Here is a 15,976-nt window from a genome sequence, read left to right on the forward strand (position 1 = left end):
GGGATTCCCGCGCACCCCATGGCAACCTTCACCTGGGAACAGGCCATCAAGGTCCTTCTTCCCGACACCAACTCGCTGACGAACCGCGAGGCGGTGACGGCGGAGAAGTGGCGGTCGTCGGAGACCGCCCACATCGAGATCGTGAGCGGCGACGGCAAGGCCTTCTCCGAGAAGTTCGACGTCTCCCACATCATCCCCCTCACGCAGAACGACTACGCGAACGGCGAGCAGCAGTACTCGTGCGTGATCGGGTTCAACCTGGACTGGAAGAACGTCCTGGACAGTCCCTCGTCCAAGTTCAACCTGTTCCACAGTGACGCCGGCAAGGTCCTGACGGAACTGCTTTTCTCGAAGACGCGCAACTCGGGAGCCGTCAGTTTCGCCTCCTTCGACGCCGCGGCGGAGGTGGTCCACGGTGCCCACGCCTGGCTGGCCAAGTGGGTCCCGATCATCAAGCGCTGGGAGGAGAGCGTCGACGCCGACGAGAGCGAGTGGAAGGGCAGCGCGGCCGGAGCCTTCAGGAAGTTCCTCGACGTCATCTCCACGGAGATGAGCAAGGTCCAGCTCGATCTCGCCCAGCCACAGCCCACGAAGGGCGCCACGGGCTATCCGAGCACGTTCGACTTCTCCGTGCAGAGCGGCTACGAGACGCTCATCGGCGATGCGAAGAAACAGCTCAACGACTCCCTGTACCAGATGTACCTGGCCCTCGAGAACTGGTGGTGGCCGCCGGGCTCGGCCGCGATGAACCCCGACGCCAGCCCGGTCTGGCGCATGCGTGACGCGCTGGCGGCGGTCATGACGGGCGCCACGTGCACCTTCACGTGGAAGGTGCAGACCAGCGGTGGTGAGAACGCCCCGACCACCTACTACCCCGTCGACCCGAAGGTCGTCGACAAGGGCGGATCCGACGTCAGCCAGAAGTTCTGGCTCGACGGCGTCGAACTGGCCGCCAAGAAGACGTGGCTGGAGAAGCTGCTGCCGCTCGACACCGCCGCGCAGACACACATGGGGAAGGTCGACACGGCCTACCTCGCGCTCGGCGGTGCGCTGCGCGAGGGCATCTACCAGCCCCGCCTCCAGATGCCCACCGGTGGCGGTGCGGGCCCCTCCCCCGAGGTTCCCCCCGGAGGGGGCGGTCCTGGCACGGGCGGCGGGACCGGAGGAGGCTCCGGGAAGGGCGGCCCGGGCGGCGGGATCGGCGGCGGGAAGGGCGGCGGAACCGGCGGCGGGAAGGGCGGTCCGAAGACCGGGCTCCCCGACACCCTCCCCGGCTCGGGGAGCGGCGGCGGGCCGGGGTCCCCGCCACCGACGGGCCTGCCCGGCTCCGGTTCCTCGGGCGGCGGCGCCCCCCTGCTCGACAGGAACGGGAAACCCGTCACGGGCGCGGACGGCAAGCCCGTCATGCTGCCGCCGGGCTCCCGCATCGGCAAGGACGGCAAGGTCTACGACGCGAACGGCAAGCCGGTCCTGGGATCGAACGGCAAGCAGATCGTCGCCCCGCCCGGCGCCAAGGTGGGACAGCAGCAGCCGGCGCCCGAGGAGACGCCGGGCAAGGGCCTGCCGGGCTCCCACTACGACCAGATCCGGCTCCCCGAGGGTGCGAAGGTCCTCCCGGACGGCACCGTGGTCGACGCCAAGGGCAAGCCGCTGCTCGACTCCAACGGCAACCCGTACGCGCTGCCCAAGGGAGCCACTCTCAAGGACGGCATCGTCGTCGACGCGAGCGGCAAGCCCCTCAGCCGCGCGTACCAGCTGCTGACGAACGCCGAGCACGCCCTCGACTCCCGCCCCACACCGCACCCCACGACCAGCGGCGGGCCCGGCAGCACCCACAGCAAGCCGCTGGACCACCTCGGCGGCGCGGGAAGCGGCGCGAAGAGCTTCAGCGGCACGGCGACCGGCGGCAGCACCGCGCTCGGCGACCGGGCGGCGCGCTCCGCCGGCCTTCCCCCGCCGGGCACCGGCGCCACCGCCTCGGCCGGCGGGGACACCGGCGGCCGGCAGTCGTCCGGCGGGACGGGCACCGGAAGCGGTACGGGCGGCGGCACGCACACCGCGCAGCCCCCGATGATGCCGCCGATGAACCCCGGCGCGGCCGGCGGCGGCCAGCCCAACCAGGGCAAGGACCGGCAGCGCACCACCTGGCTCACCGAGGACGAGGACACCTGGGGCACCGACACCGGCTCCGTCAGCGGAGTCATCGGCCGCTGACACCGGCCTGCCACGACACACCTCTTTCCTCCCACACGAAAGGCGGCCCATGGCCATCGACTTCGACGGCATCCTCAAGGACGCGATGGCGGCCCTGCACGACCAGCGGGACAAGATGCTCGCGGCCAAACGCGAACTGGACGCGGCGACGGCGTCCGCCACCTCCAAGGACCACATGGTGTCGGTGACGGTCGGCCCCCAGGGCCAGGTGGTCTCCATGACCTTCCACACCAGGGCGTACCAGTCGATGGCGCCGGCCGAACTGGCCGCCGCCCTGGTCACCGTCCTCAACGAGGCGCGGGCCGCGATGGGCAGCCAGGTCATCGAACACATCAAGGGCTTCCAGGACTTCGGCGGACACCTGCGCAGCGTGACAGGGCTCGCCGGCACCCCCGTCGAGATGGACGAACTCCTCAAGCCGCTGCGGTCGATGGCCCCGTCCTTCGGCCTGGAGGAGACCCTGGGCGAGCTGAAGGCGGCCAAGCAGGAGGAGTTCGCCGCCGAGGAGGACACGAAGGCCGTCCGCACCTCCGAACAGAGCGCGAAGCAGGAGGAGTTCGCGGCCGAGCCCGAGAGCCGCATCCCCACCGGAAGGCAGGAGGAGTTCAGTGGCTGACGATCTGAAGGTCCTGAGCGACCTCAAGAACAAGTTCGCCCACTACGAGGACTACCAGCGCTGCCTCACCGGACTCAGCCGGGCGATCGTCGAGATCAACCGGATCAACAAGGAGTCCGCGGGCCAGGACGAGATCGGCAAGACGTACCACCAGCAGGTCGACCGGCCCACCGAGAACCTGACCGAGACGCTGAAGTACGTCACCAAACGGCTGGGCATGGTCGTGGACGCCGGGAACCGGACGTCCGACATCATGGCCACGTCGGACGAGGAGGCCGGGTCCCGGTCGGACGGCTTCTGAGACCGGGCCATGTCCGCGCGGTCACACCCCCGCTGAACCGCGCGGACGGTCTCCCCGTCCTCCGGGCACAGCCGCCCCGCTGAACCGCGCGGACGGTCTCCCCGTTCCTCCGGGCACAGCCGTCCGCCCGACCAGAGGACCTCCACACCATGGCCATCAACCCGCCGGAAGGGATCGCCGACTTCCTCGCCTTCGTGTCGGGCATGGAGTGGCCCGAGGCCGACGAGGACCTCATGCGGCGGGTGTCGGAGCACTACGGCGCCATCGCGCGGGACCTGGAGACGCTGTCCGGGTACGTCATCGAGCTCATCCCGATCGTCAAGAACGACTTCGACGGGGAGGCGGCCGACTCGTTCCTGCTGGCCATGAACGACCTGACCGGCCAGACGGCGGGCGCGAACCAGCTGGAGCAGACCGCGGAGCTGTCCCGGCAGCTGTCCGAGGTGGCGCTGAAGGTCGCCAACCAGGTCGAGTACACCAAGATCATGGCGATCCTGCAGCTCGTGCAGTTGCTGGCCGAGATCCTGTTCGCCACCCTCTTCTCCGCCTTCACGTTCGGCTCGGTGTGGGGCCCGGTGTCGGCGCTGTTCGCCGCGACGCGCGAGGGTCTCCACCAGCTCTTCCGGTGGCTGCTCCAGACGATCATCAGCCAGACCTTCATCGGGATCGTCGGCGGCGTCTTCCAGGACACGGTGATCCAGCTCTACCAGCTCGGCGCGGGCCACACCACGAGCTGGAACACGGAGTCGCTGATCGACTCCATCAAGCAGGGCGCGCTGAGCGGCGTGGTCGCCGGTCCGCTGGAGATCCTCTCCCACTACGGCGGAAAGCTGCTCGGTCGGCTCCTCGGCGGCAGGACCCCCGGTTCGATCCTCAGCAAGCGGGTCGACCTCGTGCTGAACAAGGTCGACGACAAGCTGGACGACATCACGCCGAACCCGAAGCCCGACGTCCCGACGGGCGGGGCGGGCGGTGCGGGCGGTGCGGGGGCGAAGTCGAAGCTGGACGACCTCGCGTCGAAGACGGAGAAGGAGCTGCCGCCGACCCCGCCCAACAACGCGACGCCTCCTCCGGTTCCGCCGAAGACCGTCGGCGACGGCGTCGTCGCCCCGCCCGCCACCGGCAGGACGAAGCCGGAGACGCCGGGCGGTGCCACGACCAAGGACAAGCCGAACGCGCCCGCGACGGGGAAGCCCGGGGCTCCTGCCACGGGCAAGGGGAACACCCCGAGCACAGTCAAGAACGACGTCCCCACCCCGGGCAGGACGGACGCTCCGGCCACGGGCAGGACGGACAGGCCCTCCGGGGACAAGAGCGACGTCCCGACCGCGAACAAGACGGAGACCGTCGGCGGCCACGAGGCTCCCGGCGCGGGCAAGGCCGCCGCTGGGGACACGCCGACGGCGGGAGCTTCCGCCAAGACCCCCGACGCGTCGACGGCCGGCCGCGCCGCCGGTGACGCCGGGACCCCGCTGGACGACCTCCTCGCCACCAAGGAGGCGCGGTCGGCCTTCGCCAAGGACGTCGGCGAACTCCTCGGCGGCGTCAGCCGCAATCTGGAGACCGGCTTCCTGCGGTTCGGCGAGGGCACCATCGCGGACTCGTTCTCCAAGAAGATGGGTGAGGTCTTCTCCCAGCACCTCGGGCAGGCGGGTGCCAAGGAGGCCGGCGAGGCGTTCGGCGAGATGCTGAGCCGCAAGTGGGTCCGCCTCGGCGCGGACCACACGGAACTGCCGCAACTCCTCACCAAGGCGCTGGGCGACTTCGGCACGCTGCAGCCGCTCAGGAACCTCGCCCACTCGATGCCGGAGGTCGTCGCCCGCTCCCAGCACGGCAACGCCCTGGCCCGCGTCTTCAAGCAGGAGAACCCGCTCCAGGGCAGTCCGATGTACCAGCTCGGCGGAGCCGTCGCGTCCCTCCTCAACGAGGGCACGAACGAGATGCTGAGCGAGGGCTTCTACAACCTGATCTTCGGGGACGGCACGTTCAAGGTCAGCGGCGGGCCGTTCGCCTCCGGTGTGGCCATGGGCGCTCTGAGCGCAGGCCTGCACCGGGCCTTCGAACCGGTCATGGTGAGGTACCAGAACTGGGTCCTCAGCCACCAGCACGCCGACAACCCGCACGACAGCAAGTACTTCGGGCTGCTGCACCCCATCAACATCGCTTCGTTCGTGGCGAACATGACGGGCAACCCGGCACCGTGGCCGGTCCCCCGTCCCATTTCCGAGGCGCAGGACCCGAACTTCCTCCGCGACATGAAGGACATGGTGAAGTGGGTCTTCTCCCACCCCATCACCGGCACCCCCTTCTTCGCCGAACTGCCCCCGCGGCCGGACGTCACGGGCGGGAGCGACGGTGACGACGCCTTCACGCCGCTCGACCTGGACCTGGGCACCTCGTTCGGCGACGACATCGCCAAGGACCCGCTGTTCCGCACGGAATCGGACGGCGGCACGTCCACGGACGACGGCGGGACGACGGAGGGCGACGAGGACTCGGCCGCGGCCACCCCTCCCTCCCGGGCCACCGTCTCCTCGGACCTCTCCGCCCTGCTGGGCGGCGCCACGGAGCCGGCCGCCTCCGTGGCGACGGACCCGGCGCGTGACCCGGCCGCGCCGCATCCGGTGACCCAGGGGGGTGGTGACCGCTTCGACGTCTCCGGGTCCCAGGAGACCGGCTCCCCCACCCCCACCGAGACGCTGGGCCAGGTCGACGAGGCGACGGGCCTCCCGCTCCACCCGCTGCACGGCGAGCGGGTGAAGGCCGCCGCCCAGGGCTACGACTACCTCCTGCCGTACGACGGCACGGAATACGCCGAGCCGCCGGTCCGGATCGCCACCGTGGCCGCGGACTCCCCGGTCCCCGACACCGCGGCGCCCGGCTCCGACGTGCCCCCGCCCGGCGACGGCGGTGGCGACCAGGACGGCGACGGGGGCGACGGTGCCGTCCCGCAGCCCGACGCGGCGGTCCGGGACATCCCCTCCGGTATCGCCGTCGGCGTCCTCACCCCGGCCCAGACCACGGCGCTCCAGGCGATGCCCCGCCGGCCCGGCGTCTTCGTCGTCGGCATGCACACCGACCCGCGCACCCCGCACGACCCCGACGCCGTTCTCAAGGCGCTCACGGACGCCCACGACGAGGGCAGGCTCGACGATGTCACCGAGATCCGGTTCACCGCGTGCGGCCTCGCCTCACCCGTCCACGAGAACACCGTCAGGACCGTCATGAGCGGCCTGTGGAAGCACCGTGCCACGACGGGCACGACGACCCCCGACCCGCTCACCGCCCGCGCCGCCGACGCCCCCGTCTGGTACGTGCCCACGACCGGCGGCGACGGGGCGGACGGCGTGACGGCGGGCGCCCAGCTGCTCACGGCCCGGCACATCGGGCTCACCCCGGACGGGAAGATCGCCGTCGTCGACGAGGGCTCCTGGCACGTGTACGGCGACAGCGGCGACGCGGACCGCACGCCGGTCCGTACGACCCCGGACCCCGACGCCCTCCCCGACGACGCGGTCCGCTTCCTCTTCCGCACGCCCGCGGTCGACGCGGAGCACCCGGAGGCGGTGAAGTTCGGCCCGAGCGGGTCGATGCCGTCCGGCAACGGTGAGGCATCCGGCTCCGGTTCGCATTCCAGCTCCCGGTCCGACTCCGCCTCCGGCAGCGCGTCGAACCAGGCGCCGCCCGGTGAGGGTCCGCCCGCCTGGGCCCGGGACGCCTCGATCGAGGACCAGGTCCGGATCCGCTACATGCAGGCGTCGGAGGCGTTCGAGAGGCGTCTGGCCGCCCACCTGTCCCAGCTGCCGGCGGTCCGGGACCTCGCGCGGTTGATCTCCCAAGTCCTCTGGAGCAAGCTCAAGGACAGGCCGCGGGTCCACGAGGAACTGGGCACGGACAGCCTCGAGATGCCCGGCGCCGTGGGAGCCGACCGGGAAGCGTTGAAACGCGTCGTGAACGAGGGCAACCTTCGCGAGCGCATGACCCTGTTCTTCAACGCCATCTCGTCCCTGGCCCTTCCCCAGAGGATCCAGCGGGATCCGAGCCAGCCCGAGTCGATCAGGAGGGAACGTCCGCAGCGGACCGCGAATCCCGCCCTCGCCGACTACCGCGAGGCGGAAAAGAGGATTGCCGAGCTGCAGAGGCCCGGTGGGGATCAGCAGGAGCTCCAGAGGGTCAACGAGAAATGGCGGGCGCTGGATTCCGTCCTGAGGCCCTTCAGGGAAGCGGATGCCGAGCCCTCGCTGAGCCGGTCGGAGCGGCGGCGCGCTCTGAACAGGAGCGGGAAGCTGCGGTGGATTCCCGGCGGAAGCCGTTTCACCCTCGACATGAGCACCGCGCTGCAGCGCGCGAGCGAGGAACGGGGACGCCTGGTCACGGCCGGTACGTCGGGCTCGGGCTACTCCTTCCACCGGTACGCCCAGCTGATGGCCGACCGGTGGGGGATCCAGGTCGACCACCGGACGCTGCGGCTCGCGATCGTCGCCACCTTCGTCGGGCAGGGCCACCACTCCCTGCCCGAAGTGCTCGCGGGTTCGTCCGCCTTCGCGGAGACCCTCGGTCACCAGTATCCCGGGCGGGACGACATCGCCGCCCTGCTCATGCCCGCCGCCGCGAACGCCCCGGGCCGGGAGCACTACCGTCTCCTCGGCCTCCTGCCCGACGGGGAACTCCGCGCCCACGTCGCGGAGCGCGGACTGTTCCCCGACGAGATCGCCGAGGAGTACCGGCAGCAGCTCTTCCGGGAGTACGCGGCCCGGGAGGCGGCGACCGACCCCGACCCCGATGCCATGGACGTCGACGTCGAGGAGCCCGGTACGGCGGACGCCGGCAGCGGCACGAAGCGCTCCCGCGAGGGCGATGACGACAGGAACAGGAAGTACCGGCGCGACGACGGCAGTCCCGCCGTCCCCGAGGACTCGCCGCACACCCTGCCGGGACACATCCGGCCCGAGGAGGTCGCCCCGGCCGTCCGGCCGATCGCCGCGGACCGGTGGTCGGCGTGGAAGTGGGCGCCCGGCCGTCAGGACGTGCCGTCGCCGGCCCGGGTCCGTACCGAACGCTTCGACCCGGCGGCGGACCCGGACGTCACCGGCCCGTTCCCGGGCACGGCGGACGAGCGGAACGACGACGGGACGCTCGCGGGCCGGCGCACCCTGATCCGCGCCGACGTGCAGCGCTTCACGGTGCCTCCGGACGGAGACGGCGCGCCGGGCGGGGCCGTGCGGCTGGTGCAGGTCACCCTGCCGGTGCGCGTCGACGACGCGTACGCGGCAGGCGACGTCGCCGTGCTGCGCGACCGGATCCAGGGGCTCCTGGACCGGTACGTGAACCTGGGCTTCCGGCTGCCCCGCAGCCGCGACCAGCTCCACATGGAGGTGGTGCTCGACCCCAGGCCCGCGCACCGCGGCGGCGTCAACGGGGACGACGTGGTCACGGTGAGCCGGGACGCCGGTCCCGGAGTCAGGTCTGACCAGCTGCACTTCCGGCTGCACGCCGACGACGCGGATCCCGGCGTCCGCAACCGCGACGACGCCATGCTGCTGCACGAGCTGCTGCACTACGCGGGTCTGCCCGACCGCTACCACGACGCCGAGACGCTGTTCCGGCACACACCCGGCCGGGCCGACGCGTCCGGGGTCATGGCCACGGCCGTGCTGCCCGACGGCACCCTGCCGCGCCGCTACCTGGAGGCCATCGAGGACGTCTCGGAGTCCGGTTCCGTACTGCACGACAACGACGGTCCAGCGGGGTGGGCCGAGCCGCAGACCGTTCCCGTACGGGACATCCCGGCCGGAATCGCCGTCGGCACCCTCTCCCCCGCCCGGACAACCGCCCTCCAGGCACTCCCCCGGCGCCCCGGCGTCTTCGTCGTCGGCATGCACACCGATCCCCGCACCCCCCACGACCCGGACGCCGTCCTGCGGGCCCTCACCGACGCCCACGACGACGGCCGGCTCGACGGCGTCACCGAGATCCGCTTCACCGGCTGCGACCTGGCCACCCCCGTGCACGAGAACACCGTCAGGACCGTCATGAGCGGGCTGTGGAAACACCGTGCGGCGACGGGCTCGGAGACCGGGCCCCTCACCGCCGTCGCCGCCGACGCTCCCGTCTGGTACGTGCCCGGCGGCGACGGGCTGTTCACGGCGCGCCATGTGGGCGTCACCGCCGACGGCAGGGTCACCGTCTTCGGCGACGGCGCGGACTGGCACCGCTACAGCGACACCGGCGCGCCCGACCACACCGCCGCGAGTACCCCCGTCGGGGACGACGGGGCCCCCGCCGACGCCTTGCGGACCGCGCACGGCGACGGCCCCGCGCACGAGGACGCCGTCAGGTTCGGCGACGGGGACGAGGAGTCGGAGACGTCCTCGTTCAGCCTGACCTCGGCCGGTCTGGTCCCCCGGGAGTGGACCATCGACTTCGGCAAGGGGCGGAAGACCCTCGGCGAGGACGGCCTGGCGGTCGTCCGGGGCCTCGCGAGAGAGCTGTTCCCCGAGCTGGTCCGCCGCGCCGACGGCCCGTCCCAGGTCCCTCTGGAGATCCGGGTCGCCGCGGGCGGCAACAACCGCTTCCCCGGTGCAGCGAAGGAGGTGGGTCTGCACCGTGCCCGCGCCGTCGCCGACGCGCTGGAGGCGGAGATCGGAAGGCTGGCGACCGAGCGGAACCTTCCGGAGGTGCAGCGCCTGGTCGAGATCATCGCGACGACGCGGGGCCGGGACGTCACGGGGTCCGACCTGACGGGCGACGCCGACGTGTCGGAGCTGCGCCGCCGGGGCACGGTCCTGGCCGAGCTCCACCCCCTCCGGAGGAACGTCGAGCGGTCCGCCACGATGAACCTCGCCGAACTGGCGGTGTTCCGGCAGCTGGCGGACCTCACGGACTCCCGCCGCATGACGTTCTCGCTCGACGAGCTGCTCGGTTCGCGGGTCTACCAGGCCTCGGGGGCGACCCCCCTCGACGAGCACAACGTGGTCTTCCGCCTGGAGACCCGGGAGGCGGACCGGAGCACCCGGCGGGACTGGGCCTCGGACCTGGTGACGTTCACCGCCGACACACGCGTCGAGGTGGTCTCGTTCGAACGGACGGAATCCGGACGCAGCCTGGTGACCCTGCGCGAGGTGGACCCCCAGGACCGGGAGGACCGACCGCTCGACGAGCCGGCCCGGGACGCCCCGGTCATCGGCCTTCCCGGCGTCGGTTACGCCGGGCCGAGCCGTCCCTTCGACTCCACCCTGGTCCACCGCAAGGACGAAAGCCGCTACGAGTTCCGGAAGGCGCTCTACATCCACCGCGGTGAGGTGGAGGTGGAGATGACAGAGAAGGGACCGCACGTCCGCTTCTACACCGCGGTCACCAACCAGACGCCACTGACGATCGACCGGGAGTCGGGAAGCGTCACCGCCCGGTACAAGGACATCCAGCAGGATCCGGAGACCGGCAAGGTCGTCCTGTCCACCGGCCCGAACATGGGGGGCACCCTGTGGACCGGCATCGGCACGCCCGCGCGGGCCGTCGCCTGGGCCATGAAGTACAAGGCGGAGAACCCGGACACCAACCTGCCGCTCATCCGCTCCTACCTCATCCCCCTGCACGTCTACCACGAGATCACCTCGACGGCGGTCCCGGAGGGTGACGTCAACGCTCTCGGCGACCCCTACCGTGGCAGCGAGTCGCTCGTTCCCCAGGGACTTCGCGATCCTCACTCCCTCACCGAGGACGAGACCTACCGGAAGCAGTGGAAGGCGCAGGAGAAGGGATCCGCCCGCGACCCGATCAAGGGCCCCGCGCCCCTCGCCGACCGGACCCTGAACACCGATCAGCCCGGGGAACGCAACCAGTTCGGCATCCGGGGCGATCACCTCGCCCTGTTGCGCAAGCACATCCTGCCGAAGTCCCTCATCACCTACTACGAGCGGGACGACAAGCAGGACCTCACGCCGGAGGACGAGGGCACGGAGCACGCCAGGAACGGCAAGACCCTGCACGTCGACACCCTGCGCGACCGTCTCGGCATCCCCGGCGTCGGCGCGCCCCAGCTCTCGTCCGACTACAACCCCTGGGTCCAGAACAAGAAGCACGTCAACAGCTCCGAGAAGCTGAGGAGCATCTCCCTCCAGCTGCGCCAGTTCTACTCCACGTGGCAGCAGTCCCGGCAACAGCCGGCCGACCGCAGGCCGAGCCTGCTCCTGGAGCCGGACGCGAACGTTCTGACGTACGACAAGCGTCTGGAGCTGCTGGAGAAGTTCCTCAAGGAACACAAGACGCATCTGGGCTACGCGGACGACGCCGAGCCCGACCTCGGCTTCGTCCACCGGCCCGACGACAAGGACACGTCCGACGCCGATGCCGCCGCCAAGGCCACCGTGGAGAAGTTCATGGTGGACACGGTCCTGGCCTGGGCCTCGCACGCCGAGATCGGCCATCTCCTCTCGCGCCAGCACCAGGAGGTCAAGGGCGACCGCAACGTCAGCGACGCGCCGCTGGTGCACGACTTCGACGAGATGCGGCGCCGGCGGAAGGAGGACGTCCACCTTCAGCACCAGGCGGGTAGGGACCTCACCCGGCTCTGGCGGGAGGGCGAGCCGACCCACCGGCTGATCAACCGCCTGATCCGGGACTACCCCGAACTCTCCCTCCTGTACGGGGAGATCTGCGCGCCGAGCGAGAAGTACACCTTCTTCCAGCACGCCCAGATGGTCCTGGGCCAGTACCTCAAACTCGCCCACCGCGACATGGACGACCCGGGGCGCGTGGTGCCCGTGGACGCGATCGTCAAGGCGATCCTTTTCCACGACATCGAGAAGGCGAACTCGAAGGTGATGTTCGGGGAGGACAAGGACCCGGACCAGGAGCCGGAGGGGAAAAAGCCGAAGAAGGGCCCGAAGAAGAAGGAGCAGCACGACTACGAGGCCGAGCACCGTGGCGCGGTCGACCTCATGAGCCGATACCGCCACCTGTGGGGTGACGTGGACGGCGACACGGAGCCGGCGCGCGCCTACCGGGCGGCCGTCATGATGGTCGACTCCGACCCCTTCGGCTTCTACTACCGGAAGAAGCACCACGCCAAGGACGCCCTCAACCGCGACGCGACGTTCCACTGGATCGTCGAGGCGTACATGCGGCTGCAGGGCAAGCCCCTGGTCACGTCCGACGGCACCAGGCGCCGGCTGGCCACGCTGGACGACGAGGACACCAAGGGCATCCGGAGGCTGTTCCACGAGTTCCACCAGTACTACCAGGCGGACTTCTCCTCGTACACGAGGTACAGCCGCTACCACGACTACGAGGCCCCCGAGGATCAGCGGCCGGGCGAGACCCTGAGTCTGGAGAACCCCGGCGCCTTCGAGGCCGCTCCCCGGGAGCCCGCCAAGGAGGCCGTCGGCAAGGAGACGTTCACCCAGCAGTTCGTCTCCGACGAGGGCCGGCAGCCCCTGGACCCCGACAACCCCTACGGCACCGGCCCCCGCATGGCCGAGACCTCCCCGGTGGGCGGGAGGCACGGCCTGCGGTTCGTCTTCGACACGAAGTACGAGACCATGTACGCCGAGATCGCGAAGATGTTCGCCGACGACGATGAGGTCAGGACCCACTTCCGGCGCGTCGGCGGAGAGCGGATGCGCGCCGACGCGAAGGCGCTCGGCGACGAGGCGAACGCGCAGCCGGAAGCCGGGACGCCGGCACCCGGCGCGGTGCCCCCCGCGGACGGCGACACCCCGCCGACGGACCAGGACGGGAACGAGGGCGCGCCCGTCGACCCGCTCGACGACGAGGACGACAACCTGCTGGGCTTCATGCTCGGGCAGGGCAAGGTTCCCGTCCCCGCCACTTCCCAGTCCTCCGCCGAGCGGGTCGACGAGCTGGTCGTGTCGCTCACCCGCTCCCATGGGGCCAACGACACCCACCACCTCCTCGACCCCGACACCGACCCGGCCGAGGCGCACCGGATCCGCGACGCCGTCGGGCGGTTCCCCCGCGACGACCGGTTCTTCACACTCGCCGGTCACATCGCGGGGACCGACGGCGCGCCCACCTGGCGTGGGCAGCGGGTCAGCGCTCGGGAGCTGGCCGTCGTGCTGTCCCGGCTCGCCGACGACGGGGTGTGGGACACCGACAGGCCGCTGCAGTTCGCCGCCTGCGGTCTGGGCGAGAACATGGAACGGTCGTACGTCGCCGACACGTTGCGCGCGCTGCGGGAGCTGCGCCCCGACCTGCCGCTCACCGCCTACGCGCCCCGGTCCACCCTGTGGTTCGTGCCGTCGGTGACCGGACCGTTCACGACGGACACCTCCGGTCCCGGCCACACTGCCGTGGCCCGGAAGGTCGTCTGGGGCACCGACGGCACACCCCGGCTCGTGGCCGACCACTGGGTCAAGCTGTCCCTGCCGACGGGCAGGGACGCCGCTGTCAGGACCACGCTCCTCGACGCCCACATGCCCCCCGACGGCCGGCTGTCGCCCGACGACGTACCGGCGACGACTCCGGCGCCCGAGGGCTACCGGGCCGACGGGGGCGACACGTCCGAGGACCTCTCCGAGGCCGTGGCGTTCGGACCGACGGACCACGGCGGGGACGGGTACGGGTCTCCGGAGGGCGACGGACACACGCGCCTCGGCCGGCCGCCTGCCGCCGTCACCCTGCCGTCCGTGGACTGGTCGTTCTGACCGCCCGCGCCCGGTCTGAACCGTGTCCGGCGTTCCGTACGTTCCCCCGGGGGCGTACGGCCGCCGGGCCGCCCCGACCCGCCCCGATCCAGGACAGGACCCCGTCATGACCGACCCCGAGAACCGGCCGGAGTTCCGGCTCGCCTCCGTCTTCGACCACGCGGACCCGGTGACGGGTCCGGGCTTCGCCGCGGACCACGCGGTGGTCGAGGACCCGGAGCTACTCGCCCTGCTGCTGGAGCGGCTGGCCGCCGGGACGCCCGTGCTCGCGACGCCGGTGCTGATGGACGACGTGCTGGACCCCTCCCGGGTCGCGGAGGTGCCGCTCACCTTCCGGACGGACGGGCGGTGGGTGTGGACCGACACCGTCACGTACTACCTGGAGCGTTACGCGCTCGCCCCTGACCCCGAGCTGATCGGGTACCTGAGCGACCCGGGCTACACGGCACCGGGCCCTCTCGGGCAGGACGTCGTGGAGCGGGCCGCCGCCTTTGTCCTGACGCCGGCACCGGAGGGGACCGAGGTCCTTCGGCTGGGCTGACCGGGGCGGTGAACCGCGGGGCGCCGCCGGTCCGTTCGTACGTGCGCGGAGGGTTCGCGACGACCGAGGGACCGAGGGGATGACGGTGGACGACAACGAGGTGCGGGCCGGGAACGCCGCCGGGCGGGCCGTCTCGGCCATCAGCCTGCCGACGGTCGCCTGGCAGCAGGCGGGCGGGGAACCCGAGGAGGGGCCGGAGGGCGAGCCGCAGGGGAATCCTGACGGCAAGCCTGCGGGGAAGGCTGAGCCGAAGCCCCGGGGAGAGTCGGAAGGCAAGCCGGTGGAAGGTGCCGTCGCGGCGGTGCCGGCCCCGGAGGCCGCCACGGAGCCGGCGCCTTCGGCCGTTCCTTCCGGCGCCGCCCCGGCCGTGCCCGCCGCCGACGGCGAGACGGGCTCCGGCACCGGGACCGACTCCGGAGCCGATGCAGGAACCGACTCCGGAACCGACGCCGGAACCGACATCGGAACCGACTCCGGAACCGACAGAGGAACCGACTCCGACGACGAGGACACACCGGACGGCGCCCCCGGGAGCGGGGCGCACGGAACGCAGGCGGCCTCCGACGCGGACGGCCTCGCGGCGGAGGCCGCCGCGGCCGGCGCCGCACCGGCGGCCCGGCCCGAGTCCCGGCCCGCCCGACGCCTCTCGAAGCCGATGATCGCGGCGGCGGCGACGTCCGGGGTGGTCCTGATGGGCGTGCCGCTGCTGCTCTCACAGCTGGGCGGCGGCGGTTCCGGGCCGGATCCCGTGCCGCCACGCCCCACCGGCTACAACCAGGCCGACGGCGGTCCCGGCGGCTTCGTGCCGAGGGCCGACGCGCCGGAGAAGGGCTCCTCGCTGCCCGGCGCCGTCCGTCCGGGAGTCACGGCCGGTACGGGGAAGGGCTCCTCGGTCGCCGGGAAGGGCCCCCTGGCCCCGGGCGTCGCCGGCGTCGGAGCCGGCATCGGAGCCGGGGTGGGCGTCGGTGCCCCTGCCGGTCCGACGCCCACCTCCGTCGCACGTGGCACCACCCCCACCGCGCCCCGGGAGAACACCGGCACCCCAAGGAAGCCGGCCACGCAGGCGCCCCCGGCCCCTCCGGCGAAGCCGCAGTACTCGGCCGTGTCGGGACCGAACTGCGCGGGAACGGGCGCGAGTTTCACCTACAGCGGCTGGTACACGGACGGCAAGGAGGGCTGGCAGAAGTACGGCTCCGGCGGCTACGCGGGCGGCGGCTGCAACGGCAGCTTCTTCTCACTGCCGATGTCCGGGAAGGCGGGCTCGGACGCGGGGAACGCGCTGCGCTGGACCTTCCGCACCGGTGCCGTCACCTCCGGCACCTGTCAGGTCTCGGTGCACATCCCCAGCAGCACCGACATCAAGGCGGTCGGCGGCAAGCCGTCGTACTACACCGTCCACGCGGGTGCCACGGGGAACGATCCGATCCTGCGGTCCTTCACCGTCGACCAGCAGTCCCTGCGGGGCCAGTGGGTGAGCGCGGGCGGCGTCCGCGTCACCGGCGGCGTGCTGACGGTGAAGCTCCACGACCGGGGTCTCGACTCGTCCGGGTCGCGGAACACGTACGCCCATCACGCGGGCGACGCCGCCCGCGTCCAGTGCACCTCCGCCTGAGGCGGCCCGGCCGTCCCCGGTCCGCTCC

General features: G+C 71.8%; 6 protein-coding genes. All 6 read left to right on the forward strand.

Translation table 11 applies throughout. The annotated features are described in order from the left end of the window. Positions 1-18: 18 nt before the first annotated feature. The 6 genes from ACIRQF_RS08405 to ACIRQF_RS08430 all read left to right on the forward strand — a co-directional run bounded on the left by ACIRQF_RS08405 (position 19) and on the right by ACIRQF_RS08430 (position 15,948). Positions 19-2,214, forward strand: a complete 2,196-nt coding sequence (locus ACIRQF_RS08405; RefSeq protein ID WP_404090015.1) for a hypothetical protein — start codon at positions 19-21, stop codon at positions 2,212-2,214. Positions 2,215-2,263: 49 nt separating this feature from the next. Then, on the forward strand, positions 2,264-2,830 hold the full coding sequence (locus ACIRQF_RS08410) for a YbaB/EbfC family nucleoid-associated protein (protein ID WP_376634457.1): 567 nt from the start codon (positions 2,264-2,266) through the stop codon (positions 2,828-2,830). Next, complete coding sequence (locus ACIRQF_RS08415) at positions 2,823-3,131, forward strand: hypothetical protein (RefSeq protein WP_376634455.1); 309 nt, start codon at positions 2,823-2,825, stop codon at positions 3,129-3,131. Before ACIRQF_RS08410 ends, ACIRQF_RS08415 begins: the two co-directional genes overlap by 8 nt. A gap of 149 nt (positions 3,132-3,280) precedes the next feature. Beyond that, positions 3,281-13,795 (forward strand): hypothetical protein, encoded by a 10,515-nt coding sequence (locus ACIRQF_RS08420; RefSeq protein ID WP_404090017.1) that lies wholly within the window; start codon positions 3,281-3,283, stop codon positions 13,793-13,795. A gap of 106 nt (positions 13,796-13,901) precedes the next feature. Further along, complete coding sequence (locus ACIRQF_RS08425) at positions 13,902-14,336, forward strand: hypothetical protein (RefSeq protein ID WP_404090019.1); 435 nt, start codon at positions 13,902-13,904, stop codon at positions 14,334-14,336. A 79-nt stretch (positions 14,337-14,415) separates the two neighbouring features. Next, positions 14,416-15,948 carry a hypothetical protein gene (locus ACIRQF_RS08430; protein ID WP_404090021.1) on the forward strand — a complete coding sequence of 511 codons (1,533 nt, stop codon included), beginning with the start codon at positions 14,416-14,418 and terminating at the stop codon, positions 15,946-15,948. Positions 15,949-15,976: the final 28 nt, after the last annotated feature.

It is taken from the genome of Streptomyces sp. NPDC101191, assembly GCF_044767915.1.
Taxonomy (GTDB): domain Bacteria; phylum Actinomycetota; class Actinomycetes; order Streptomycetales; family Streptomycetaceae; genus Streptomyces.